This is a genomic window from Microbacterium sp. NPDC059771 (genome assembly GCF_042732495.1).
Classification (GTDB): Bacteria; Actinomycetota; Actinomycetes; order Actinomycetales; family Microbacteriaceae; genus Microbacterium; species Microbacterium sufflavum.
Genome location: NZ_JBHWHK010000002.1, coordinates 99,955 through 123,777 on the forward strand (window position 1 = coordinate 99,955; position 23,823 = coordinate 123,777).

The following is a 23,823-nucleotide window of genomic DNA, read 5'->3' on the forward strand; positions in this document are numbered from 1 at the left end:
TTGATCCATGGTCAACTATCGCTATCTCGGCAACAGTGGTCTCAAGGTCTCGGAGATCACCTACGGCAACTGGGTCACGCACGCCTCACAGGTCGAAGACGACGCGGCCGTCAAGACCGTCCATGCGGCGCTCGACGCCGGCATCACCACGTTCGACACCGCCGACACCTACGCCAACACGGCGGCCGAGGTCGTGCTCGGCAAGGCGCTCGAGGGCCAGCGCCGCGAAGGGCTCGAGATCTTCACGAAGGTCTACTTCCCGACCGGCCCGAAGGGCCCGAACGACACCGGCCTGAGCCGCAAGCACATCATGGAGTCGATCAACGGCTCGCTGAAGCGCCTCGGCACCGACTACGTCGACCTGTACCAGGCGCACCGCTTCGACTACGAGACCCCGCTGGAGGAGACGTTCCAGGCGTTCGCCGACGTCGTGCGGCAGGGCAAGGCGCTCTACATCGGCGTCTCGGAGTGGACGGCCGAGCAGCTGCGCGAGGGTCACGCGCTGGCGACGCAGCTCGGCATCCAGCTCATCTCGAACCAGCCGCAGTACTCCATGCTGTGGCGCGTGATCGAGGGCAAGGTCGTGCCCGCGTCGGAGGAGCTGGGCATCTCGCAGATCGTGTGGTCGCCGATGGCGCAGGGCGTGCTCAGCGGCAAGTACCTGCCGGGGCAGCCGGTGCCGGAGGGCTCGCGCGCGACCGACCAGAACTCCGGGGCCGGGTTCATCCAGAGCTTCCTGCAGGACGACATCCTCACCGCGGTGCAGCGTCTCAAGCCGATCGCCGAGCAGGCGGGGCTCACGATGCCGCAGCTCGCGATCGCGTGGGTGCTGCAGAACCCCAACGTGGCGGCGGCCCTGGTGGGCGCCTCCCGGCCCGAGCAGCTCGCCGACACCGTCAAGGCCTCGGGCGTGACGCTCGACGCCGACACGCTGTCCGCGATCGACGAGGCCCTGGGCGACACGGTGAACCGCGACGCCGAGCACACGTACTCCGTGTCCCCGAAGTCCCGCCTGGTCTGACCGGGGCAGGCGAAGGCCCCCTCCCGCGATCAGCGAGAGGGGGCCTTCGTCCGCGCGCGGGCTACTCCTTCACGGCACCGGCCGTGAGGCCCTGCACGATCCAGCGGCTGGCGAGGGCGAACATCACCATGGTCGGCAGGATCGTCAGCACGGCCGCGGCCGACATGGAGCCCCAGTCGATGTTGAACGTCGAGATGAAGCCGTTCAGCGCCGAGGGCACGGTGCGGTTCGCGTCGGTGTTCATCAGCACAACCGACAGGAACAGCTCGTTCCAGCAGTTGACGAAGTTGAAGATGAACGCCGCGATGATGCCGGGCGTCATGACCGGCACCAGCACCCGGAACAGGGCTCCCAGGCGCGAGCAGCCGTCGATCATCGCCGCCTCCTCCAGCGCGTCGGGCACGTTCTCGAAGAAGCCGCGCAGCATCACGGTGGAGAACGGGATGCAGATCGCGATGTAGACGAGGATGAGTCCGGGCTTGGTGTCGACGAGGCCCAGGTCGGTCATCATCGAGTACAGCGGGCCGAGGGCGATGAACGCGGGGATCATCTGCGTCAGCAGGAACGCGATGAGGATCGCCCCCTTGCCGCGGAACTCGAAGCGCGCGAGCACGTAGGCGCTGAGCAGGGCGATGAGCGTCGCGACGGCTCCGGCCGACACCGCCACGATCGCCGAGTTGGCCAGGAAGACCCCGAACGAGCTCTTCTCGAACAGGCTCGTGAAGTTGTCGAACGAGGGCTCGCTCGGCCAGTACTCGATCGGGAAGCGGTTGATGGTCCCCGGCGACTTGAATGCGGTGAGCGTGATCCAGTACAGCGGGAACAGCGTGATCAGGAGCCACAGGGCCAGCCCGACCACGCGCACGACGCCGCCGACGGTCACCCGCGGCCTCGGTCGCGGAGCGGCCTTCGGGTCGGGCACCGTGATCCGACGGGTCTCGGTGATCGAGGAACCGGTCCGGGTGGTCGAGGTGATGGTCATCGCTGCACCCTCCGCATCGCCATCAGATAGAAGGCGCAGAACACCATGAGGAACGCCACGACGATGAGCCCGATGGCGCTCGCGATGCCGTAGTTGCCCTGCTGCGTGTAGTTGATCATCCACGTCGTGATGATGTGGGTCTGGTTGGCCGGGCCGCCGTTCGTCATCGCGTAGATGATGTCGGGGAAGTTGAAGATCCAGATCACGCGCAGCAGGATCGTCAGCAGCAGCGTCATCGAGATGTACGGGATGATGATCGAGAACAGCTGCCGCACCTTGCCGGCGCCGTCGAGGCTCGCCGCCTCCAGCATCTCGTCGGGCACCGACTGGAGTGCCGCGAGGATCATGATCGCGAAGAACGTCACGCCGTACCAGATGTTCGCGACGATGACGGCGAACATCGCCAGCTTCGGGTCGGCCAGCCAGGGCAGCGGGGCGTCGATGAGGCCGGCCTTCATGAGCAGGTCGTTGACCACGCCGAACTCGGCGTTGAACATCCAGCGGAACAGCATGCCGATGAGGAAGCCCGACACCGCCCACGGGAAGAACACCAGCGCCTGGTAGAGCCCGCGGAAGCGGAACCGCTTGCGCAGGGCCAGCGCGATGAGGAAGCCGATGACGAGCTGGGGCACGAGCGAGCCGACCACCCACAGCACGGAGTTCCACGCCACGGTCGGGAACGCCGGGTCGCGGAACACGGCGAGGAAGTTGTCGAAGCCCACGAACGGGGTCGACGTGAGGTCCCACAGGTTCCAGTCGTGGAACGCCATGCGGGCGCCCTGCAGCATGGGCCAGTAGGTGAACCAGCAGACGAACACGATCGCCGGGGCGAGGAACGCCAGCAGCGTCAGGGCGTGACGGCCGCGGAACGGCCGACGCCGTCCGCGTGCCGGGGAGGCCCCGCCGGCAGTGCCGACGGAGCCCCCTTCACGGATGGTGCGGGCCACGGGTCAGCCCTTCTCCGCGGCGTACTTCTCGGTCCAGAACGCATCCCACGAGGCGAGCAGGTCCTTCGTCGACATGTTGCCGAGCAGCACGCTCTGCACGTCCTGGTCGGACTTCTGGATCCACTCGGTCCACCAGCTCACGCCGCGCGGCTGGCGCACGTTGACGTAGGTGTCCGGGTCCTCGGTCATGGTGACGTAGCTGGTCCAGGGGCCCGTGGAGTAGAACTCGTCGTCGGCCGCGGCGGCGATGATCGGCACGAGGCTGTTGGCCTGGGCGAACTCGGTCGCGGGCTCGGCCGACGACAGGAACTCGACCAGCTTCACCGCCGCCTCGGTGTGCTCGCTGTTCTTCGCGACACCCCAGCCGGCGACGGCGAGCGGCTGCGCGGCCTTGCCCGACGGGCCGACGAGCAGCGGAGCGGTGTCCCACTGGTCTTCGGTGAGGGAGGAGTCCTGCACGGTCGCGATCACCTCGGGGTCCTGCAGCAGGAAGGCCGTGGTGCCGTTCGTGAAGCCGGCGACCATCTCGGGGTAGCCCCAGGAGACGGCGGACGGCGGCGACGCCTCCTTGAAGAGGTCGAAGTAGTCGTCGACCGCCTCCTGCGCCTCGGGAGCGGCGAAGATCGTCGAGCCGTCCTTCATGAGGAACGCATCTTCCGTGTCGAGCCCGTCGATCGTGTACGCCTCGATCGCGGCGACCACGTTGCTGTTGGCGTTCTGGCCGCCGCGGAACGCGTAGCCGTAGATGTTGTTCGACGGATCCTGGATCGCGGACGCCTGCTCCAGCAGGTCCTTCCAGCTGTGCGGGGGGCCGTCGAAGCCCGCCTTCTCCACGAGGTCGGTGCGGTAGAACAGCGACAGACCGTAGAAGCCGTACGGGACGAAGTAGCTCTTGCCGTCCTCGGCGACGCCGGCGGACTTGGCGTTGTCGGTCAGCGCGTCCCAGCCGTCCCACTTCTTCAGGTCGGGGCCGAGGTCGTACAGCCAGCCGTTGTTGGCGAACGGACCGACCGTGATGTCGCGCACCTCGAGCACGTCGACGCCCTTGCCGGACTGGAGCATCTGCTGGATCTTCTGGTCGGCCTGCTCGGTGGGCGGCGAGACCAGGTTCACCGTGATGTCGGGGTTCTCCTTCTCGAACTCGTCGAGGAGCCCGCGGATGAGCTCGGTGCGTGCCGGGTTCGTCAGGCTCTCGACCATCTGGAGGGTGACGTCTCCGTCGCCGCCGGACGAGCCGGAGCCTCCGGAGCAGCCGGTGAGTGCGAGGACGGCGACGGTGCCGACTCCCGCTGCGGTCGTCAAGATCTTGTTCTTCACGATGTGCCTCTCGGTGGGGGATGGGTGGGTGTGTTTCGGGTGGGTCGGGTCGTGCGGGTGGTCAGGGGAGGATGAGGGCGTCGGCGGGGCGGATGCCGGCGCGGCGCAGGATCGCGGGGATGCAGCGCTCGACGAACGCCTCGACGTCGGAGGCCTCGGTGTAGAGGTGCGCGGAGAGGCGGAAGTAGCCGACCCCGCGGAAGCTCGTGAAGGCGGTCTCCACGCCGACCTCGTCGAGCAGGTCCATGCGCAGCGCGTCGGCCTCCTCGCGCGTCGCGCCGAGCCCGAGCGGCAGGCGGATCAGGCGCATGGACGGCACGGGGGAGGGCAGCGGGGTGAGCGGATCCTCGTCGCCGTACGGGCGCAGCGCCTCGGCGATCAGCTCGGCTCCGGCGTCGGCGCGCTCGGCCATCGCGGCGCGGGCGTGCTCCCATCCGAACTCGGCCTCGATGAACTCGATCGCGGTGGGGGTGGCCAGGTACGTCGTGGCGTCGATCGTGCCCTGGGTGTCGAAGCGCCCGGGGTAGGGCTCGCGGGCGGCCCACGAGTCGATCAGCGGCCACAGCTCGTCGCGGTCGGGTGCTGCCGTGACGAGCAGGGCCGAGCCGCGGGGGGCGCAGGGCCACTTGTGCAGGTTGCCGAACCACCAGTCGCCGCCCGCGACCGCGGCGGCGTCGGCGATCAGGCCGGGGGCGTGGGCGCCGTCGACGAGGGTGCGCACGCCGCGCTCGGCCGCGAGGTCGGCGATGCGGCGCGTGGGCAGCAGGCGGGCGGTGGGCGAGGTGATCTGGTCGACGACGATCAGCCGGGTGCGCGGGGTGAGGGCCTCGGCGAACAGCTGCACGATCTCGTCGTCGGGCGCGAGCAGCGGGAGGGCGACGGTGCGGACGGTCGCCCCGAAGCGGCGGGCGAGGCGTTCCGCCCCCATGGTGATCGCGCCGTAGCCCTGATCCGTCACCAGGATCTCGTCGCCGTGCTCGAGTCGCAGCGCGTTGTACACGACGGTCGCCGCGGCGGAGGCGTTGGGCACGAAGACGCTGTCGTCCGCCCGGGCGCCGACGAACGGGGCGGTGCGCTCCCTGGCGTCCTGCACGCGCTCGGCGATGCGGGGGAACCACTCGACCGGGCTGAGGTCGGCGCGGCGACGCAGGGCGTCCTGGTGTGCGACCACGACCGACGGCACCGCGCCGAACGACCCGTGGTTGAGGTGCACGACCGCGGGGTCGAGAGGCCAGGCGTCGCGCGCTCGCAGGCCGGAGTTCAGCGTGAGCGGAGCGGGGAACAGCGGAGCGGGCATCGGACCTCATCGATGAGTGGGGGCGAGTTGTTGCACAACTTTGCCACAAGGCCCCGATTTTGGCTACGAATCCGCGAAGATGAAACATAGTTGTCATACGAGTTTGTCGCGTGGAGCGGTTCCGACAGACTGCACGAGGGGCGGGGGTGTCAGGGAGGATGACGATGAGCGCACTCGACACGGCGTTGCACGGCCTGCGGGCGCTGATCGCCGACGGTGCGCTGCGCCCCGGCGACCGCCTGCCCAGCGAGGGGGAGCTGTGCGAACGGCTCGGCGTCTCCCGCGGATCGCTGCGCGAGGCCATCCGCACGCTCGCGGCGCTGGGCGTGCTGGAGACGCGCCACGGCTCGGGCAGCTACGTCAGCGAGCTGCGCGCGGCCGACCTCATCGGCAGTCTGTCCCTCACCGTCGGGCTGCTGCCCATGGCGGGAGTGCTGGAGCTGACCGAGCTGCGCCGGGTGCTCGAACCCCATGCCGCCGCACTCGCGGCCGCCCGCATCGACGCGGACACCGTGGCGGCGCTCGCCGCGGTGCTGGACGAGATCGAGGCCACGACCGACTTCGAGGCGCAGTCACGCCTCGACCACGAGTTCCACATGCGCATCTCCGCGGTCGCGGGCAACGAGGCCCTCACGAGCTTGATCGACGTGCTGCGCTCCCGCTCCCGGGCGTACCGCATCTCGGAGCCCGACGATGCCGCGGAGCTCAAGGTGCACTCCGACGCCGGGCACCGCGCGATCCTGCGGGGCCTCGCCGCCGCCGATCCCGTCGCCGCGTCGGCCGCGGCATCCGCGCACGTCGCGTACACCGAGTACTGGGTGCGGCGGTACTCCGGGCTCGACGACGTCCCGACCGCGGAGACGCCGTCCGCCTGAGTGCGCGCCGGCGGGGTCCGCTCAGCCGAGGGTGATGTCGACCTGGATCTCGGTCGCGAGTCGCTCCAGGTCGGCCCGCAGTGCGTCGAGGTCGACCGTCGGCGGCACCTTCGCGATCACCGACGCCTCGAACAGCCGCCCGCCCGCCATCGCCGCATCGCGGGTCTCGGTCGCCAGCTCCTCGATGCTCAGCGCGTGCGCGTTCAGCACGGCCGACACCTCCCGCACGATCCCGGGATGATCGTTGCCGAGCACCTGCATCACCAGCAGCCGCTCCTCGTCCTCCTCCGCCACGCCGCGGGTCCCGGTGAGCACCGACAGCGTCAGGAGCCCCTGACCCTGGATCGCCCGGAGCGCGGTCTCCAGGTCGCCCGCGCGGTCGGTCGGCACCGACACCTCGATCACGCCCGCGAACGTTCCCGCGAGCTCGGCCAGCGAGCTGTTCTCCCAGTTGCCGCCGTGGGCGTCGACGACGTCGGCGACCGCCGCGACGAGTCCCGGCCGGTCGGCACCCGCGACAGTGAGGATGAGTGTGGTCATGGCCTCAGCGTAGGGGGCGTTCGGCGTTCGGGACATGCCCCTTGACGCGGGCGTCGTGCGCTCCGCTCAGCTGAAGTCGAGCGTGCCGCGCACGATGGAGTTCCCCGAGTGGGCCGGGTCGCCGTCGACGGGTTCGAACGAGATGTCGACGAGGTCGTACTCGTCGAGGTCGACGTTGGCGGGGATGGCGAATGCGCCGGTGGCGGCGTCGAGCACGCCGAGGCTGATGAGCGCCTTCCCGTCGTTGCGGATGAGCCAGACCTCCCGGTAGTCCTCCGACCCGACCTCGCCGTCGAGCGACACCGTGAGGGTGCGCGCGCCGTCGCGGTCCTCGTCCACCTCTGCCGTACCGATCGCATCGGGGTGGTCGGGGAACGGGTCGAGCGTCGCCGTGGCGACCGTGACCGGCCGGAGTGCGGCCGAGATCGCCGTCCACGTGCTCACGCCCACGGTGACGACGAGGACCGTGACGGCGGCGAGCACCCACCAGCGGGCGGCGGTTCTGCGCTGCGGGCGTGGGGCGGAGGGCGGCTCGCCCGCTGTCGGTTCCGCCGGGCGGAGAGGGTCGGCCCGGAGCCGCTCCGGCAGGCCCAGCTCGTCGTGCATGCGCGCCCACACGTCGGCGGGCGGCGACTCCAGCTCCGCGTCGGCGACGGTCGACCGCGCGACACCCGCCGCGTGGGCGAGGTCGGCGATCTCGGCAGCGCACGCCCGGCACTGGTCGAGGTGCGCGCGCTCGCGCTCGGAGGCGACCGGCTCGCCGAGCGCGAGCAGGGCGAGCTGCTCGGGGTCAAGGTGCGACACGGTTGACCTCCAATCGGTCGCGCATACGGGAGAGGCTCCGGCGGATGTGGCTCTTCACGGTACCCAGAGGCATGTCCAGCCGTCGGGCGATCTCCTCGTGCGTCAGGTCGTCGAAGAACGCCAGCCGCATGACCTCGCGCGCCTCGGGTCGCAGCTGCCGCATCTCGTTCGCGATCAGGATGGACTGCGACAGGTCGACCGGTGCGCTGACGAGATCGTCGGGAGAGGTGACGCGCATCATCTCCTCCTGCAGCCGCTGGATGCGGGCCCGCGACTCGTGCATGTCGGCGATGCGGCGCCGGGCGATGGTCACCAGCCACGTGCTCAGGCGGGCCTTCGACGGGTCGTACCCCGTTCTCGACGTCCAGGCCGACACGAACGTGCGCTGCGTCACGTCGGCGGCGTCGGCGCGATCGCCGAGGGAGCGCAACGCGAGCGTGAACACCACCGGCGACCACCGCCGATACAGCTCGGCGAGGGCATCCTCGTCGCCCCGGACGAAGCGCTCGTTGAGCTGCGTCTCGTCGTCGGGGTCGTCCGCGGAGGTCATGCGCGCCTCCCTTCCGTTCGGGGCGTCGGGTGCGGGTGCTCAGGCGGGCCGTGCGATGGCGACGACATTATCGCGGTAGTGACCGGTCGTGCTGTCGAAGGGTCCTCCGCACGTGATGAGGACCAGGCCGGGCGGGCCCTCCCTGGCGAACAGCTCCCCGGTGGGGAGAGCCGCCTTCTCGTAGAAGGCCAGCGACTCCACCGCGTAGGTCCGGGGCACGCCGTTCGCGTCGGTCACCTCGACGGTCGCTCCGGCGCCGAGCTCACGCAACCGGGAGAGCGGGCCGATGGGGTATCCGACGGCGTCCACGTGCGCGGCCAGCACGACGAGTCCGGCCGTGCTGGCGGCATCGGCGCCGTACCGGTACCACCCCGCCACCGCCGGGTCCTCCGGGAGCTGCATCTGCCCTGTCGGCTCCACTCCCACGTCGACCACGGTCATGTCGACGCCGAGGTCGGGGATGCGCAGCCGGGTCGGAGGGGTCGTGGGCTGCGGTGCGGGCAGCTCGGCGGAGTGCGTCTCCGGGCGCAGCGTCGAGGTGGGGGCGGGCGACGGCGAGCGTGGGGGGTCGGAGGGGGGATCCGACGTCATCACCTCGCCCGCCCCCACGGGGGTGCAGGCGATCAGGAGCGCCGCGCACGCGGCACCGCATCCGGCGAGGAGTCCTCGCCGGATGCGGCGGCGCAGCGCCCCCGGTCTCATCGGCGCGCGATCCGCTGACGACGCACGGCGACGGTCGCACCCGCAGCCGCGATCATCGCCAGGCCGATCAGTGCCGTCGCCAGGACGATGACGGTGTCGGCGTCCCGCTGCGCCGCGTAGCCCGCGGTGCCGGAGGGCACGCCGCCGGGGTTGGTGTGCAGTCCCGAGACCGTCTGTGCGGCGATGGCGAGGGTGCCCTCCTCGGCGCTGCCCCACGCGTACAGGATCGTGAGCACGCCGTCCTGCACCGCCACGTCCTGCGGGCCGAGCACGGGGTCGGTGGTGCCGGCGAGGGCGACGGCGGCCGAGACGTTCCCGGCGGGCAGGTTCAGCGTCGCCTCGTTCGGGTTGGTCAGATCCTCGACCACCGGTGAGCCGCCGGCGAGGATGTCGACGGCGGGCGCGGCCGCGACGTGACGGACCGTGAGCCGCCCCTGGCCGGGTGCGGTGGGGGACGTGTCGTTCGTGAAGAGGTTCAGCCCGGGGTCGCCCGCCTCGGTGAGGTGCGCGACGGCGGTGTAGTTGGCACCGGCCGTGAGGGTCAGCGTCGCCGGGCCGAGCACGGGCGCACTCGCGTCGGCCGCGTCCGGCGCGGTCAGCGCGACCTCGTAGCTGCCGGCGGGGAGTTCCAGCGGACCGGCCAGTGAGCCGGGCTGGAAGTCGTCGATGGTGCGCTCGCCGTTGACGTACACGTCGACCGGGGTGTTCGGGATGGCGTGCAGCACCGAGAGCTGGGCGCTGCCGGTGGTCGCGGCGGTCGCGGGCGTGGCCAGGGCCGCTGCGGCCAGTAGTCCGACGACGAGGCCGGCTGTGGTGATTCTTCGCACGATGCTCCTCCTTGAACAGGGGCGGCGGTCGCCACCCATTGCCCCCTTATTCCGGGCCAGGGCGGTCGGCGGATGCACCCGAACCCGATCTTGTCGGCACTCTCCGGTCCCGGTGGTGCTTTTTTAGACGGTGCCCAGAAACTGATGGACTTCGATCGGGACCGCGCGCATAATCGCATCCACACACCCGGACCCGGCAAAGGAGCACGCCATGAGCGACACGAACCACCCCGCCGAACTGTTCTCGTCTTCCACCGGCCCGACCGGCGCCTCCATCACCGACTGGACCGATCTCGGCCGGGAGATGTGGGCGTACCTGACCGGCCGAGGAGCGGCGGTGAACTACACCTTCGAGGACATGACCGTCGAGGTGCCGCGCGACATCGGCCCCGACGCGCCCCGCGCCACCTGGAAGTTCAACGGCACCCTGCGGGTGACCACGAGCGACCGCGCCACCGACGGACCGCACGCCGCCTGAGCGGATACGACCATGATCCGCCTCGACATCGACCTGGAGGTCGAGCACCGCGGCCCGGACGACGACACCCCCACGCGGTTCACCGTGCACGCGGCGGGACGCGAGGTCGTCATCACGATCGCGGACACGTCCACCCTCGGCGGCATGGGTCGCCGCGACCTCGCGCAGCTCGCCCCCGTCGCGGACGGCCTCGCGCGCCGCGGCATCCGGGTGCGGGTGGAGGGACCGCGCGGCACCCTGGTGGAGCTCGGCGACGTGCGGTCGGGACCCGTGGGTCGCGCGGTCGCGGGATCACCGCACATCCGGCTCGGCCACCTCACCACGTTGCTGACGGAACTGCAGCGCCGCGACCGCGACCGCGGCGGCGGCTCGCTGCTCTCCATCCCGCCCGGCACGCTGTTCCCGCTCGTGCCCACCGTGGTGCGCCACGTCCGCCGTCGCGTGACCACGACGCACTACCTGCCCGGCTCGGGACGCCCGCGCCTGATCTTCTCGGTCGGCTCGGGCGACTGGGACCGCAGCCGTCCGCGCGAGTTCGACCTGCTGCCCGACCGGACCGTGATCGGCTCGAGTCCCGACGCCGATCTGCGGCTCGACGGACTCGAAGCGGTGCACGCCGAGATCCGGCACAACGAGGACGACGAGTACGTGCTGTACCCGCACGCCCCCACCGGCGGCGGGTGGCCGAACCTGCCGCACAGCTCGGACGGCGCGCGCATCCTCCGCACGGGCTCGCGGATCGAGCTGGGCACCTGGCGCCTCGCCTACTACCGGGAGGAGTTCGCCGACCACGGTCGTCCGTTCGGCGGGCGCCAGGGCGGGGAATACGAGTTCCAGAAGCAGCAGCCGGTGCGACCCTACGGCTCCGGCGAGCTCGGCTGACCCGGCACCGCGAGCGTCAGTCCGCCCAGACCCCGGTCGCGAGGAAGTGCTCCAGGCGGGCGCGGTGCGGGGCGAGGTCCCACCCCTGCTGCGCGACCCACTCGTCGGAGTAGTAGGTGTTGGCGTAGCGCACGCCGCTGTCGCAGATGAGGGTCACGACGCTGCCGGTCTCGCCCGCGGCACGCATGCGGGCGATGAGCTGGAACGCACCGGAGAGGTTGGTGCCGGTGGAGCCGCCCGCCCAGTGCAGTGTGCGCTCGCGCAGCAGGCGGATCGCGGCGATCGAGCCCGCGTCGGGCACCTGGATCATCTCGTCGATCACGGTCGGGACGAAGGATGCCTCCACGCGGGGGCGGCCGATGCCCTCGATGCGGCTCGGGCGCCCGGCGGGCGGGTCGACGGTCCCGGCCCAGCCGTCGTAGAAGGCGGAGCCCTCGGGGTCGACCACCGCGATCCGGGTGTCGTGCCGGCGGTAGCGCACGTAGCGGCCGAAGGTCGCGCTCGTGCCGCCGGTGCCCGCACCCATGACGATCCACCGCGGGATCGGATGCCGCTCCTGGGCGAGCTGGCTGAACACGCTCTCGGCGATGTTGTTGTTGCCGCGCCAGTCTGTCGCGCGCTCCGCGAACGTGAACTGGTCGAGGTAGTGGCCGCCGCACACCGACGCCAGGCGCTGGGCCTCCGGCGACATGTCCTCCGCGCGGTCCACGAAGTGACAGGTCCCGCCGTAGAACTCGATCAGGTCGATCTTCTCCTGCACGGTCGACCGGGGTACCACGGTGATGAACGGCAGACCGAGCATCCGCGCGAAGTACGCCTCGGACACGGCGGTCGACCCGCTCGACGACTCCACCAGCGTCGTGTCCTCGCGGATGCGCCCGTTCACCAGCCCGTACAGCAGCAGCGACCGCGCCAGCCGGTGCTTGAGCGAGCCCGTCGGGTGCACCGACTCGTCCTTCAGGTACAGGTCGATGCCCCACTCGGCCGGCAGCGGGAACAGGTGCAGGTGCGTGTCGGCGCTGCGGTTCGCGTCGGCTTCCAGCAGGGCGATCGCGGTGCTGGTCCAGTCGCTCATGTCTTCGAGCGTAGTGGGGCTGCCCTCAGCCGACGGTACCCGCGGGCGAGGCCCCGCCGTCGCCGTCGACGTGCAGCAGCGACGCCTGCGACTGCTCCTGCTGCAACTGGAACTCGAAGCGCGAACGGTCGCCGCGGTGGTAGGCGATGAAGTACTCGATGGGCGTGCCGTCCTCGCTGCGGCTGACGCTGCGCAGCCGGAGCAGGGCCGAGCCGGCGCTGACGCCCAGGTGCTGCGCCTGCTCGTGCGTGGCGACGGTCGCCTCCGCGGAGCGCACGCCGTGCGTCGCCACGATGCCGTGCATCGCCAGCAGCCGGTACAGCGACGCCTCGGTCAGGTCGGCGCCGAGCGTGACCCCGCCGACGGCCTCGGGCATCCACGTGGTCGACAGCGACCAGGGCTCCCCGTCGACGTGCCGCAGACGCTCGAGCGCCACCACGGGAGAGCCGACCGGCACTTCCAGCGCCAGCGCGACCTCCTCGTCGGCCACGGTCTGCTCGTGCCGCAGCACGTCGCTGTGCACGTGCCCGCCGCGACGCTCCACGTCGTCGTACAGGCCGACGAGGGTGTGCACCAGGCTCTCGCTCGTGCGCGGGCGGGAGACGAACGTGCCCTTGCCCTTCACCCGCTCGACCAGCCCCTCGTGCTCGAGCTGCGCGAGCGCCTGGCGCACGACCGTGCGCGAGATGCCGTAGCGCTCGCACAGGCGGTGCTCGCCGGGCAGCGGGTCGCCGGGCTGCAGGCCGTCGCGGGCGATGCCGTCGATGATCAGCTGCCGCAGCTGGTCGTACATGGGGGCGGCGGAGTGGCGGTCGATCGCGTCCTCGACGGTGGTCATCAGTACGCCACCCCCGCGTGCAGGATCACGTTCGCATACGGGGTGAACTCGCCGGAGCGCACGAACGCCCGTGCCGTGCGGGTGCGCTGCTTGAACTCGACGTGCGGCACCAGCTCGATCTCGAAGCCCATCCCGGCGAAGCGCTCGCGCAGAGCATCCAGCACCTCCGGGCTCTTCTCCGCGACCTCCGCGGATACCGTGGCGCCCTCCACCACGAGCTCGGCGAGCACGGTGTCGAGCACGTCGAGGAAGGCGGGGGCGCCCGGGCGGTAGGCCAGGTCGATGCGCTCCGACCCCGGGGGGATGGGAAGGCCGGCGTCGGTCACGACGATCGTGTCGGTGTGGCCGGTCTCGCTGATCACCCGGGACAGGGCGGGGTTGATCGTGGTGGACGTCTTGCGCATCGGTGCTCCTGGCTGGTCAGTTCGCGACGGGGGCGGTCTCGCGCTCGGTGAGGAACGCGTCGACCTCGGCGCGGTGCGGAAGGCTCGGCGACGCGCCCTGCTTCGTGACGGCGAGGGCGCCGGCGGCGGTCGCCAGGCGCACGGCGTCGGTGAGGGTGCTGCCGCTCGCGAGGGCGGCACCGAGGTAGCCCGCGTAGGCGTCGCCCGCGGCCGTGGTGTCGACGGCCTCGACGGGGAACGGCGGGACGACCGTCGCGCCCTCCGCGGTGACCACGCACGACCCCTGTCCGGCGAGCGTGACGACCGCGGCGCCCACGCCCTGGGCGAGGAACCAGCGGCCCGCGCGCTCGGCCGACGCCGCGTCGGTCACCTCGATGCCGCTGATGAGCGACGCCTCGGTCTCGTTGGGCGTGACGATGTCGATGCTGCGCCAGAGGGCGGGCGGGAGCTCCGCGGCGGGGGCGGGGTCGAGGATCACGGTCATGCCGTGCTCCCGCCCGCGGGCCGTGATGTGGGCGGTCAGCGCCGACGGCGTCTCCAGCTGGGTCAGCAGGACGGACGTGGTGGGGGCGAGGGCGGTGAGCGCCTCGTCGATCTGCGCGGTGCTGAGCGCGGCGTTCGCGAGCGGCACCATCACGATGTCGTTCTGCGCCGACGCGTCGACGCGGATGTGCGCGATGCCCGTGGGGCCGGGGACCGTGCGCAGGTGGGTGAGGTCGACGCCGGCGGCCGTGAGCCCGTCCACCACGAGGTCGTGGAACAGGTCGTCTCCCACGCAGCCGACGAAGCTCGTGCGTGCACCGGAGCGTCCGGCCGCGACCGCCTGGTTCGCCCCCTTGCCGCCGAGCATGAGCGTGAACTCGTCGCCCAGGATGGTCTCGCCGCGGGCCGGCAGCCGACCGGAGAAGGTGGTGACGTCGGCCGTGACGCTGCCGACGATGACGACGCCGGTGCGGTCGCCGGGGTGTGCGGGTGTCATCTCGCTCCTGATCCTCCTCGACAGCGCGGGCGCTCCGGTGGCGTTGACTAGGCTCGGAGCTGTCATTACATTAGCCGAAACCGAACCTGTAACGACAGGTTCCCGCGAGGAGACCCCGATGACCCCGATCGCGCCCCGCCTGTACGTCGACAGCGCCGACGTCGACCGCGTCTCCCGGCTGCTCGCCGCGGGCGTGGTCTACGGGGTCACCACCAACCCCACGATCCTCGAACGGGGCGGCCGCACCGCCGCGGAGATCCCCGACCTCTACGCCCGATGGGTCGAGGAGGGTGCCCGCGAGGTGTTCTTCCAGACCTGGGGTGGTGACACCGCCTCCTTCCTGCGCAACGCCGAGGGCATCCGGGCGCTGGGCGACCGGGTCGCGGTGAAGGTCCCCGCCACGCCCGACGGCTTCGCGGCCGCGTCCGCCCTCGTGCGCGACGGGGCGACCGTGCTCGTCACGGCCGTGTACTCCGTGGCACAGGCCCTCGCGGGCGCCGCGATCGGCGCCCGGTACCTCGCCCCCTACCTCGGCCGGATGCGCGACGCGGGCGTCGACGGCGAGGTCGTGATCGCGCGGATGCAGGAGATGTGCGCGGGGACCGACTCGAACGTGCTCGCCGCGTCGCTGCGGTCGGCGGAGGATCTGGTCGGCCTCCGACGCGCCGGCGTGCCCTACTTCACCGCCGCCCCCGACGTGCTCGACCAGGTGCTGTTCAACCCGGTCAGCGACACCTCCGCCGCCGAGTTCGACGCGGCCATGGTGCGCCTGGGAGCCTGACCCGCCCCGCTCGCTCCGTCGCGGTGCGGCTCAGGCGGTCGCGGCCTGCCGCAGCCAGCGCTCCACGCCCGCGATGTGGGCCGTGGCGAGCGACGTGGCGAGAGCGGAGTCGCGCTGGGCGATGGCGTCGGCGATCGCGCGGTGCTCCGACAGCGTGCGCTCGACCGCGCCGCCCTCGGTGAGCCCTCGCCACACGCGAGCCCGCACGGTCTGGCTGCTCAGGTGCTCGATCAGGCTGGCCAGATAGGCGTTGCCCGCCATCGCCACGATGTCGCGGTGGAAGCGGATGTCGTGGTCGACGAGCTCCTCGATGCTCACGCCGGCGTCGATGCCGGCGACCTCCTTCTGCACGGCCGCGATCGCCTCCTCGCTGCCGAGCGTCGCGGCGAGCCCGGTCGCCTGCGACTCGAGCATCCGCCGCACCGCGAACATCTCCAGCATCGAGTCGTCGTCGTGCATGTCGACCACGAACGCGATCGCCTCGAGCAGCAGATGCGGCTCCAGGCTCGTGACGTAGGTGCCGTCGCCGCGGCGCACGTCGAGCACGCGGATCACCTCGAGCGCCTTGACCGCCTCGCGCATCGAGTTGCGCGAGAGCCCGAGTCGTTCGGACAGCTCCTTCTCCGGGGGCAGGCGATCGCCGGGCGCCAGTTCGCCCGACACGATCATCGCCTTGATCTTCTCGATCGCCTCGTCAGTGACAGCCATGGCGTCATCCTTGCACAGTGATCGGATGTCTACGGCAGGATGGGGGCATGCGCACCCTCGACTCGCACCTGCACCTGTGGGACCCGGAGGTTCTGACCTACTCGTGGCTGGAGGGGCCCCTCGCCGCGCGGTTCGCCGCGGAGGAGATCGAGGGCGCCCGCATCGACGGGTCGACCGAGGAGCGCGCGATCTTCGTGCAGGCGGGCACCGCGGTCGACGACGAGCTCGACGAGGTGCGGTGGGTCGCGGGACAGGCCGAGCGGCTCGGGGTGGTCGGCATCGTCGCGGGTGCCCGACTCGACCGCGGCACCGACACGACCGTCCACCTGGAGAGCCTCACGGCGGAGCCGCTGGTGGTGGGCGTGCGGCACATCCTGCAGGACGAGCCGGATGCGGTGGCGCTGTCGTCCGCGTTCGTGACGGGCGCGCGAGAGGTCGCGGCCCACGGCTGGGCGTTCGACGCGTGCGTGCGGTCGTGGCAGCTGCCCGACGTCGCGCGGCTGTCCGCCGCGATCCCCGAGCTGCGCATGGTGCTGGATCACCTCGGCAAGCCCGCGGTCGGCACCGCACACGCTCCGCTGGCCCCGACCGCGGAGTGGGAGCGCGACCTCGCCGAGCTCGCACGCCACCCGCAGGTGTACTGCAAGGTGTCGGGCCTTCCGGCGGAGGCGGGTGGTGACTGGAGCCTCGCGCAGCTCGAGCCGTTCCTGGACACCGCGGCCGACGTCTTCGGGCCGGAGCGCCTGATGTGGGGTACCGACTGGCCGGTCTCCGCGGTCGGCCGGGCCCGCACGGACGCCGCCTCGGACGCCTCGTCGACGTATCAGCCCACCGCCCGCAGCCGCTGGGCCGACGCGGTCTCGACGTGGGCGGACTCCCGCGGCATCGCCCGGGCCGCCCTCTTCCACGACACCGCCGCCGCGTTCTACCGCCTCTGACCCCCCCGCCCCGTCCGCCCCATCCCGTCGCGCGGTGCGCGTGCGATATGTCACCCCCGAAGCTCCTGCGCGGCACGTTTTCGATCCCGCACCGACTCCGCACGGCAGCCCACACGCGAAAGGGCCCGGCGTCTCAGGGAGTCGCCGGGCCCTCTCGTCGAGGAGGGTGCGAGGTCACTCGGGGCGGAGCCGCAGCTGCGCCATCCCGCCGTCCACCTCGAGGAAAGTGCCCGTGGTCGAGCCCGCGCCCGGTCCCACCAGGTAGGCGACGGCCGCGGCGACCTCGTCCGGGCTGACGAGCCGTCCGTGGGGCTGTCGTGCTTCGAGGGCGGCGCGCTCGGCCTCGGGGTCGGCGGCGGAGTCGAGCAGCCGCCCGACCCAGGGGGTGTCGGCGGTGCCGGGGTTCACGGCGTTGACGCGGATGCCCTCGCGCAGGTGATCGGCGGCCATCGCGCGGGTGAGGGCCGACACGGCGCCCTTCGACGCGGAGTAGAGCGCGCGCTGCGGGAGGCCGGTGGTGGAGGCGATCGACGCGGTGTTGCACACGGCGGCGGCGGGCGACTTCCGCAGCCACGGCAGTGCGGCCGAGGTCACGCGGGCGATGCCGGTCACGTTGATCGAGAGCACGCGCGCCCACTCGTCGTCGTCGTTCGCGGCGATGTCGCCCTGCGCGCCGATGCCGGCGTTGTTGACCACGATGTCGATGCGGCCGAAGCGCTCGGCGACCGCGGCCACGGCCGCGTCGACGCTCGCGCGGTCGGACACGTCGGCGGTGAACGCGGCGAAGCGCTCGTCGGCGTTCGTCGTGTCGCGGTCGAGCACGGCGATCGTGGCGCCGTCGTCGTGCAGTCGGCGGGCGATCGCCGCGCCGATGCCGGAGGCTCCGCCCGTGACGATCGCCACCAGGCCGTCCATCGTTCCACTCACTTCTGCGCCTCCCATGCCACGAACTCCTGTCGCTGCCGGCCGAGGCCGTCGATCTCGATCTCCACCACGTCGCCCGGGGCGAGGTAGGGGTACTTGCCCGACAGGGCCACGCCCTGCGGGGTGCCGGTGAGGATCAGGTCGCCGGGCTCCAGCGTCACGTACTGCGACAGGTGGTGCACGATCTGCTCGACGGGGAAGATCATGTCGCTCGTGTTCGAGTCCTGCCGCGGCTCGCCGTTGACGAAGCTGCGGAGGCCGAGGGCCCGGTGGTCCACCTCGTCGGGCGTGACCAGCCACGGTCCGGTGGGGTTGAAGCCGAACGCGATCTTGCCCTTCGACCACTGCCCGCCCGACACTGCCATCTGAAAGTCGCGCTCCGACACGTCGTTCGCGGCGACGAAGCCGGCGACGTGCGCCATCGCCTCGTCGGGGGAGTCGAGGTAGGCGGCGCGGGCGCCGATCACGATGCCGAGCTCGACCTCCCAGTCGGTCTTCTCGCTGCCGCGCGGAATCGTGACGGTGTCGTTCGGGCCGACCACGGTGTTCGGGGTCTTGAGGAAGATGATCGGGATGGTCGGCGGCTCGGAGCCGGACTCGGCCGCGTGCGCGGCGTAGTTCATGCCGATGCAGATGACCGCGCTGGGCCGGGCGATGGGGGCGCCGACGCGCATCCCCGCGGCGTCGGGCAGCTCGGGGAGCTCTCCGGCGTCGCGCGCGGCGGCGACGCGGGCGGCGACGTCTCCGGCGAGGAAGTCGCCGTTGACATCGGATGTCAGTGGGCGGAGGTCGAGGTAGCGGTCACCCTCCACGAGGACGGGGATCTCCGCCCCAGGGGTGCCGAGCCGCGCGAACTTCATGATTCTCCTGATCGTTCGGGAAGCCGCTCTGCGGCGGCCGGTATCGTTGACAGTATAGACATCGGATGTTTACACTCCAAGGGATCCGCACGGAAGAAGTCCCGTGCATGGAGAGGAATCCCGTGAGCCGTATCGTCGCCCTCGACACCACCGACATCCGCTTCCCCACGTCCCTGAGCCTGGACGGGTCGGACGCGATGAACCCCGACCCCGACTACTCCGCCGCGTACGTCATCGTGCGCACGGATGCGGAGGACGACATCGAGGGGCACGCGTTCGTGTTCACGATCGGACGGGGCAACGACGTGCAGGTCGCTGCGATCGACGCCCTCGCGGGGCACCTGGTCGGCCGGGAGCTCGAGCCGCTGCTCGACGACATGGGCGGCACCTTCCGCGAGATCATCGGCGACTCGCAGCTGCGCTGGCTCGGGCCGGAGAAGGGCGTCATGCACATGGCCATCGGCGCCGTGATCAACGCGCTGTGGGACATCAAGGCCAAGCGCGCGGGCCTGCCGCTGTGGCAGCTCCTCGCCCGGATGACGCCGGAGGAGCTGGTCGACCTGGTCGACTTCCGCTACCTCACCAACGCCCTCACCCGCGACGAGGCGCTGGACATCCTCCGCGCCGCCGAGCCCGGCCGCGCCGAGCGCGAGCAGCAGCTGCTCGCCACCGGCTACCCCGGCTACACGACGAGCCCGGGGTGGCTGGGCTACTCCGACGAGAAGCTCGAGCGCCTGGCGCGCGAGGCGATGGCCGACGGCTTCACGCAGATCAAGCTCAAGGTCGGCGCCGACCTGCAGGACGACATCCGCCGCTTCCGCAAGGCGCGCGAGGTCTGCGGCCCCGACTTCCCGATCGCGATCGATGCCAACCAGCGCTGGGAGGTATCGGAGGCGATCGAGTGGGTGAACGCCCTCGCCGAGTTCCACCCCGCCTGGATCGAGGAGCCCACGAGCCCCGACGACATCCTCGGGCACGCCGAGATCGCCCGCGGGGTGGCGCCCATCCGCGTCGCCACCGGCGAGCACGCGCAGAACCGCATGATCTTCAAGCAGCTGCTGCAGGCCGACGCGATCTCCGTCATGCAGATCGACGCCGTGCGCGTGGCCGGGGTCAACGAGAACATCGCGAACCTGCTGCTCGCCGCGAAGTTCGACGTGCCGGTCTGCCCGCACGCCGGCGGCGTCGGGCTGTGCGAGGCCGTGCAGCACCTGTCGATGTTCGACTTCGTCGCCGTCTCGGGCACGCGCGAGGGCCGGCTGATCGAGTTCGTCGACCACCTGCACGAGCACTTCGTCGTGCCGACCGACATCCAGGGCGGCTCGTACATGGCGCCCACCGCGCCGGGTACCGGCATGGAGATGAAGACCGACAGCATCGCCGAGTACACCTGGACGGGTGCGCATGTCGGTGCCTGACCGCCTGGCCGTCCCGACGCTCGGCTACGGTGCCGCGAACGTCGGCAACCTGTTCCGGGAGCTGTCCGACGACGACGCCTGGGCCGTGCTGGACGCGGCGTGGGAGAGCGGCATCCGCTTCTACGACACCGCGCCGCACTACGGGCTCGGGCTGTCCGAGCGTCGTCTCGGCGCCTTCCTGCGCACGAAGCCCCGCGACGAGTACGTGCTGTCCACCAAGGTCGGACGGCTGCTGCGCCCCAACCCCGACCACGCGGGCGGTCTCGACACCGCGAACGACTTCCACGTGCCCGACGACCTGCAGCGCGTGTGGGACTTCTCGGCGGAGGGCATCCGCACGAGCCTCGACGAGTCGCGCGAACGCCTCGGCATCGAGCGCATCGACCTGCTCTACCTGCACGACCCCGAGCGCCACGACCTCGACCTCGCGCTGGCGGAGGCCCTCCCCGCGCTGGAGCAGGTGCGTGCGGACGGCGAGGTGACCGCGATCGGCATCGGCTCGATGGTGTCGGAGGCGCTCGCCGCGTCGGTGCGGGCCGCGGACCTCGACCTCGTCATGGTCGCCGGGCGGTACACGCTGCTCGAACAGCCCGCCGCGGTCGACGTGCTGCCGGCGTGCCGCGAGACCTCGACCGGCATCGTGGCGGCCTCGGTGTTCAACTCCGGGCTGCTCGCGTCGAACGAGCCGCGGCGCGACGGACGCTACGAGTACGGGCAGCTGCCCGACGAGCTGTGGGACCGGCTGGTGCGCATCGCCGCGGTGTGCGCCGACCACGGGGTGCCGCTGCCCGCGGCCGCGATCCAGTTCCCGCTGCAGTCCGACGTGGTGCGCTCGGTGGTCGTGGGCGGCAGTCGCCCCGCACAGCTGACGCAGAACGCCGAGTACGCTGCGCGGGAGATCCCGTCCGCACTGTGGGAGAACCTCGCCGCCGAGGGTCTCATCCCCGCATGACCAGAGAGGAGCCGTCGTGCTCGAAGGAATCCACCCGCTGCTGACGGGCGAACTGCTGCTGCACCTCGACCGCATGGGGCACTCCGACGCCGTGGTCGTCGCCGATGCGCACTTCCCCGCGTGGGGGCTGGGCGCCCGGGTGGTCGACCTCCCCGGCACGACGACGCCCGAGGTCGTCGCGGCGATCCGCACGGTGCTGCCCCTCGACGATGCGCCCGGCCTCGACCTGATGGCGTCAGCCGACGGCGAGGTGCTCGACGTGCAGCGCGAGCTCATGGACGCGGCGGGCACGGCGGTCGACACGACCCGGTTCGTGGAGCGCTTCGCCTACTACGGCGTCGCGAAGGACGCGTATCTCCTGGTGCGCACGGGCGAGACCCGCAAGTACGGCAACGCCCTGCTCCGCAAGGGCGTCGTCGGCCACCCCTCCGCCTGACGATCGGTTCATGACTCAGGGGAACAGCGGGGACACCCGGCCTCCCGCGCGCTACCGGCGCCGGACGCGCCCCTTCTCCGGAGGTGTGACCCGGATCCGGCGCCCACGGTGCGTGCGGTGTGATGCGGGTCAGCGGCCGCGGGTGGATTCGCGGATGATGAGCTCGGCGGGGAACGGCGGGGTCGCGGGCGGGGGAGCCGCGGGGTCGGCGAGCTGAGCCAGCAGCGCTGCACCGGCCGCGCGACCGATCTCGTAGCCGGGCTGGCGGACGCTCGTGAGCGGCACGACGCTCTGGTGCGCCTCGGCCACGTCGTCGAAGCCGACCAGCGCGATGTCCTCCGGCACGCGGACGCCGTGCCGCAGCAGCTGTGTCAGCACGCCGAGCGCCACCATGTCGTTCGCGGCGAAGATCGCGTCGGGCCGTTCGTCCGCGGGTTGCGCCACGATCTCCGCGCCCGCGGTCAGTCCGTCCTCGGTGGCGAGGTGCCCGACCTCCCGCACCTCGACCTCCGCGCCCGTGCCCGCCGTGGCGTCACGCAGTCCCGCCAGGCGGTCGTTCGACTCGGTCACCGCGGGGTTGCCCAGGAAGAGGATGCGCCGCCGCCCGAGGTCGACGAGGTGCTCGCCGGCGAGCCGTCCGCCCGCGCGGTCGTCGAACAGCACGGAGGCGACGGTGGCGGATTCGCGGATCGGCCCGACCACGACGGAGCGGATGCCGCGATCGGCGAGTCGCTCCAGGCGCGGCACCACGTCGCCGAGCGGGTAGATGACGATGCCCTGCACCCGATGCGCCTCGAACATGTCGATGTTGCGCTGCTCGCGGTCGGCATCCCGGTCGCTGTTGCTGAAGAAGAGCGACCAGCCGCCCTCGCGTGCCACGTCGTCGACACCGCGGGACAGCTCGTGGAAGTACGGCAGCCAGGCGTCGAGGAGGATCAGCGCCAGGGCCTTGCTCGACCCCGCCCGCAGCTGCCGCGCCGATTCGTTCGGCACGAAGCCCAGCTGCTCGATGGCCGCCCGCACCTTCTCCCGGCTGCCCTCCCCGAGCACGTGGGGGTGGTTGAGGTAGTTGGAGACCGTCGAGGAGGAGACGCCGGCGAGGGCGGCCACGTCTTTCACGCTGGCGGGCATCGGTCTCCTTCGTCGATACGGGCCGAGGCGACCCCGGCGGCGACACCAGGCTAGCCGAGGGATTGGAACGTGCCAAGAAAGTTCTTGACAGGCCGTCGTCGTCGGACCTAACGTGTGTCGAACCCGGAATTGGAACGTGCCAAGTCCGGACGGCGACGGTGCCGCACACCCGCCGGGAGAGGTCTCATGAACATCGGCTGTCACGGACTCGTCTGGACCGGAACCTTCGACGCCGACGGCATCCGCCTCGCAGTGGAGAAGACGAAGCAGGCCGGGTTCGACCTGATCGAGTTCCCGCTGATGGACCCGTTCACGTTCGACGTCGCGGCGGCGAAGGGCGCCCTCGCCGAGCACGGTCTCGCGGTCAGTGCCTCCCTCGGGCTCTCCGCGGAGACCGACGTCACGAGCTCCGACCCGGATGTGGTCGCGGCCGGTGAGGCGCTGCTGCTGCGCGCGGTCGACGTGCTGGCCGAGCTGGGCGGGACCCACTTCTGCGGCGTGATCTACAGCGCCATGCAGAAGTACATGGACCCGGTGACACCGGAGGGGCTCGCGTCGAGCCGTCGCACGATCGCCCGGGTCGCCGACCACGCCGCCGAGCGCGGGGTCTCGGTGTCGCTCGAGGTGGTGAACCGCTATGAGACCAACGTGCTCAACACCGCGCGGCAGGCCCTGGCGTACCTGGCGGAGGTGGACCGCCCGAACCTCGGCGTGCACCTGGACACGTACCACATGAACATCGAGGAGTCGGACATGTTCGCCCCGGTGCTCGACGCGGCTCCGGCGCTGCGGTACGTGCACATCGGCGAGAGCCACCGCGGGTATCTGGGCACCGGCACGGTCGACTTCGACACGTTCTTCAAGGCGCTCGGCCGCATCGGCTACGACGGGCCGATCGTCTTCGAGTCGTTCTCGTCGGCGGTGGTCGCTCCCGACCTCAGTCGCATGCTGGGCATCTGGCGCAACCTCTGGACCGACAACGACGAGCTCGGCGCGCACGCCAACGCCTATATCCGCGACAAGCTCGTCGCGGTCGGCTCGATCCGGCTGCACTGAGCCGGGTCAGCGGCGACGGGATCCTCGGTCGAGATCAAGATGTTATTACAGGTCTTCCCGATCGAATGATCTTTAGATACATTTAGATACAACTTGCACCA

27 protein-coding genes are annotated in these 23,823 nt (G+C 71.2%); 10 read left to right on the forward strand and 17 right to left on the reverse strand.

What is annotated here, in order from left to right; translation table 11 throughout:
- Positions 1 to 7: 7 nt before the first annotated feature.
- The gene (locus ACFV3I_RS14195) at positions 8 to 1,021 is read left to right on the forward strand and encodes an aldo/keto reductase family protein (RefSeq protein WP_136036085.1); all 1,014 of its coding nucleotides are present in this window, start codon (positions 8 to 10) and stop codon (positions 1,019 to 1,021) included.
- A gap of 61 nt (positions 1,022 to 1,082) precedes the next feature.
- Here ACFV3I_RS14195 and ACFV3I_RS14200 read toward each other — a convergent pair whose 3' ends face one another.
- From ACFV3I_RS14200 to ACFV3I_RS14215, 4 genes are all read right to left on the reverse strand, one after another.
- Positions 1,083 to 2,003, reverse strand: a complete 921-nt coding sequence (locus ACFV3I_RS14200; protein WP_205812679.1) for a carbohydrate ABC transporter permease — start codon at positions 2,001 to 2,003, stop codon at positions 1,083 to 1,085.
- Positions 2,000 to 2,950, reverse strand: a complete 951-nt coding sequence (locus tag ACFV3I_RS14205) for a carbohydrate ABC transporter permease (protein ID WP_136029429.1) — start codon at positions 2,948 to 2,950, stop codon at positions 2,000 to 2,002. Before ACFV3I_RS14205 ends, ACFV3I_RS14200 begins: the two co-directional genes overlap by 4 nt.
- A 3-nt stretch (positions 2,951 to 2,953) precedes the next feature.
- Complete coding sequence (locus ACFV3I_RS14210) at positions 2,954 to 4,267, reverse strand: ABC transporter substrate-binding protein (protein WP_378823332.1); 1,314 nt, start codon at positions 4,265 to 4,267, stop codon at positions 2,954 to 2,956.
- A gap of 61 nt (positions 4,268 to 4,328) precedes the next feature.
- Positions 4,329 to 5,564 carry an aminotransferase class V-fold PLP-dependent enzyme gene (locus ACFV3I_RS14215; protein ID WP_378823334.1) on the reverse strand — a complete coding sequence of 412 codons (1,236 nt, stop codon included), beginning with the start codon at positions 5,562 to 5,564 and terminating at the stop codon, positions 4,329 to 4,331.
- Positions 5,565 to 5,728: 164 nt separating this feature from the next.
- Between ACFV3I_RS14215 and ACFV3I_RS14220 the strand changes: the two genes are divergently transcribed.
- Positions 5,729 to 6,439 (forward strand): FadR/GntR family transcriptional regulator, encoded by a 711-nt coding sequence (locus ACFV3I_RS14220; protein WP_136029435.1) that lies wholly within the window; start codon positions 5,729 to 5,731, stop codon positions 6,437 to 6,439.
- Between the two features lie 21 nt (positions 6,440 to 6,460).
- On the opposite strand, the gene ACFV3I_RS14225 is transcribed toward ACFV3I_RS14220, so the two are convergent.
- The 5 genes from ACFV3I_RS14225 to ACFV3I_RS14245 all read right to left on the reverse strand — a co-directional run bounded on the left by ACFV3I_RS14225 (position 6,461) and on the right by ACFV3I_RS14245 (position 9,862).
- Positions 6,461 to 6,979 carry a glycine cleavage system protein R gene (locus tag ACFV3I_RS14225; protein ID WP_136036054.1) on the reverse strand — a complete coding sequence of 173 codons (519 nt, stop codon included), beginning with the start codon at positions 6,977 to 6,979 and terminating at the stop codon, positions 6,461 to 6,463.
- 66 nt (positions 6,980 to 7,045) lie between these two features.
- Positions 7,046 to 7,783, reverse strand: coding sequence for an anti-sigma factor (locus tag ACFV3I_RS14230; RefSeq protein WP_378802878.1), 738 nt, complete (start codon positions 7,781 to 7,783; stop codon positions 7,046 to 7,048).
- Entirely contained in the window at positions 7,770 to 8,333 is a 564-nt protein-coding gene (locus tag ACFV3I_RS14235) for an RNA polymerase sigma factor (RefSeq protein ID WP_136036703.1), read from the reverse strand. Before ACFV3I_RS14235 ends, ACFV3I_RS14230 begins: the two co-directional genes overlap by 14 nt.
- A gap of 39 nt (positions 8,334 to 8,372) precedes the next feature.
- The gene (locus tag ACFV3I_RS14240; RefSeq protein ID WP_240744502.1) at positions 8,373 to 9,035 is read right to left on the reverse strand and encodes a class F sortase; all 663 of its coding nucleotides are present in this window, start codon (positions 9,033 to 9,035) and stop codon (positions 8,373 to 8,375) included.
- The gene (locus ACFV3I_RS14245) at positions 9,032 to 9,862 is read right to left on the reverse strand and encodes a DUF4397 domain-containing protein (RefSeq protein ID WP_206252528.1); all 831 of its coding nucleotides are present in this window, start codon (positions 9,860 to 9,862) and stop codon (positions 9,032 to 9,034) included. Before ACFV3I_RS14245 ends, ACFV3I_RS14240 begins: the two co-directional genes overlap by 4 nt.
- Before the next feature lie 211 nt (positions 9,863 to 10,073).
- On the opposite strand from ACFV3I_RS14245, the gene ACFV3I_RS14250 reads away from it, so the two are divergent.
- Positions 10,074 to 10,340: a hypothetical protein gene (locus ACFV3I_RS14250; RefSeq protein ID WP_136029443.1), complete on the forward strand. Its 267-nt coding sequence runs from the start codon at positions 10,074 to 10,076 to the stop codon at positions 10,338 to 10,340.
- A 12-nt stretch (positions 10,341 to 10,352) separates the two neighbouring features.
- On the forward strand, positions 10,353 to 11,222 hold the full coding sequence (locus ACFV3I_RS14255) for an FHA domain-containing protein (RefSeq protein WP_136045314.1): 870 nt from the start codon (positions 10,353 to 10,355) through the stop codon (positions 11,220 to 11,222).
- 16 nt (positions 11,223 to 11,238) lie between these two features.
- Here ACFV3I_RS14255 and ACFV3I_RS14260 read toward each other — a convergent pair whose 3' ends face one another.
- From ACFV3I_RS14260 to ACFV3I_RS14275, 4 genes are read right to left on the reverse strand one after another with little or no spacing between them, the layout of a single operon-like run.
- Positions 11,239 to 12,297, reverse strand: a complete 1,059-nt coding sequence (locus tag ACFV3I_RS14260) for a PLP-dependent cysteine synthase family protein (protein ID WP_136029448.1) — start codon at positions 12,295 to 12,297, stop codon at positions 11,239 to 11,241.
- A 25-nt stretch (positions 12,298 to 12,322) separates the two neighbouring features.
- The gene (locus ACFV3I_RS14265) at positions 12,323 to 13,135 is read right to left on the reverse strand and encodes a GntR family transcriptional regulator (protein WP_247982289.1); all 813 of its coding nucleotides are present in this window, start codon (positions 13,133 to 13,135) and stop codon (positions 12,323 to 12,325) included.
- Positions 13,135 to 13,539, reverse strand: a complete 405-nt coding sequence (gene rbsD, locus ACFV3I_RS14270) for a D-ribose pyranase (RefSeq protein WP_136029452.1) — start codon at positions 13,537 to 13,539, stop codon at positions 13,135 to 13,137. The genes ACFV3I_RS14265 and rbsD overlap by 1 nt, the downstream gene beginning before the upstream one ends.
- A gap of 16 nt (positions 13,540 to 13,555) precedes the next feature.
- Complete coding sequence (locus ACFV3I_RS14275) at positions 13,556 to 14,518, reverse strand: ribokinase (protein ID WP_136029454.1); 963 nt, start codon at positions 14,516 to 14,518, stop codon at positions 13,556 to 13,558.
- Positions 14,519 to 14,636: 118 nt separating this feature from the next.
- On the opposite strand from ACFV3I_RS14275, the gene ACFV3I_RS14280 reads away from it, so the two are divergent.
- Complete coding sequence (locus tag ACFV3I_RS14280; RefSeq protein ID WP_378823337.1) at positions 14,637 to 15,299, forward strand: transaldolase family protein; 663 nt, start codon at positions 14,637 to 14,639, stop codon at positions 15,297 to 15,299.
- 30 nt (positions 15,300 to 15,329) lie between these two features.
- Here ACFV3I_RS14280 and ACFV3I_RS14285 read toward each other — a convergent pair whose 3' ends face one another.
- Entirely contained in the window at positions 15,330 to 16,007 is a 678-nt protein-coding gene (locus ACFV3I_RS14285) for a FadR/GntR family transcriptional regulator (protein WP_136044854.1), read from the reverse strand.
- 47 nt (positions 16,008 to 16,054) lie between these two features.
- On the opposite strand from ACFV3I_RS14285, the gene ACFV3I_RS14290 reads away from it, so the two are divergent.
- The gene (locus tag ACFV3I_RS14290) at positions 16,055 to 16,945 is read left to right on the forward strand and encodes an amidohydrolase family protein (RefSeq protein WP_378823339.1); all 891 of its coding nucleotides are present in this window, start codon (positions 16,055 to 16,057) and stop codon (positions 16,943 to 16,945) included.
- A gap of 174 nt (positions 16,946 to 17,119) precedes the next feature.
- On the opposite strand, the gene ACFV3I_RS14295 is transcribed toward ACFV3I_RS14290, so the two are convergent.
- Together ACFV3I_RS14295 and ACFV3I_RS14300 are read right to left on the reverse strand one after the other, a co-directional pair.
- The gene (locus tag ACFV3I_RS14295; protein WP_378823341.1) at positions 17,120 to 17,887 is read right to left on the reverse strand and encodes an SDR family NAD(P)-dependent oxidoreductase; all 768 of its coding nucleotides are present in this window, start codon (positions 17,885 to 17,887) and stop codon (positions 17,120 to 17,122) included.
- Entirely contained in the window at positions 17,869 to 18,729 is an 861-nt protein-coding gene (locus tag ACFV3I_RS14300; protein ID WP_247637841.1) for a fumarylacetoacetate hydrolase family protein, read from the reverse strand. The genes ACFV3I_RS14295 and ACFV3I_RS14300 overlap by 19 nt, the downstream gene beginning before the upstream one ends.
- Positions 18,730 to 18,851: 122 nt before the next feature.
- On the opposite strand from ACFV3I_RS14300, the gene ACFV3I_RS14305 reads away from it, so the two are divergent.
- The 3 genes from ACFV3I_RS14305 to ACFV3I_RS14315 are packed head-to-tail and all read left to right on the forward strand — an operon-like array spanning position 18,852 to position 21,535.
- The gene (locus tag ACFV3I_RS14305; protein WP_136029466.1) at positions 18,852 to 20,147 is read left to right on the forward strand and encodes an L-fuconate dehydratase; all 1,296 of its coding nucleotides are present in this window, start codon (positions 18,852 to 18,854) and stop codon (positions 20,145 to 20,147) included.
- A complete protein-coding gene (locus ACFV3I_RS14310; protein ID WP_247637839.1) occupies positions 20,134 to 21,099 on the forward strand; it encodes an aldo/keto reductase in 966 nt (321 codons plus the stop codon). Before ACFV3I_RS14305 ends, ACFV3I_RS14310 begins: the two co-directional genes overlap by 14 nt.
- Before the next feature lie 16 nt (positions 21,100 to 21,115).
- Positions 21,116 to 21,535 carry an RbsD/FucU domain-containing protein gene (locus tag ACFV3I_RS14315; protein WP_247637838.1) on the forward strand — a complete coding sequence of 140 codons (420 nt, stop codon included), beginning with the start codon at positions 21,116 to 21,118 and terminating at the stop codon, positions 21,533 to 21,535.
- Positions 21,536 to 21,664: 129 nt separating this feature from the next.
- On the opposite strand, the gene ACFV3I_RS14320 is transcribed toward ACFV3I_RS14315, so the two are convergent.
- Positions 21,665 to 22,666, reverse strand: coding sequence for a LacI family DNA-binding transcriptional regulator (locus ACFV3I_RS14320; protein ID WP_378823346.1), 1,002 nt, complete (start codon positions 22,664 to 22,666; stop codon positions 21,665 to 21,667).
- Between the two features lie 186 nt (positions 22,667 to 22,852).
- Here ACFV3I_RS14320 and ACFV3I_RS14325 point away from each other — a divergent pair, with 186 nt between their 5' ends.
- A complete protein-coding gene (locus ACFV3I_RS14325; protein WP_378823347.1) occupies positions 22,853 to 23,722 on the forward strand; it encodes a sugar phosphate isomerase/epimerase family protein in 870 nt (289 codons plus the stop codon).
- Positions 23,723 to 23,823 lie beyond the last annotated feature (101 nt).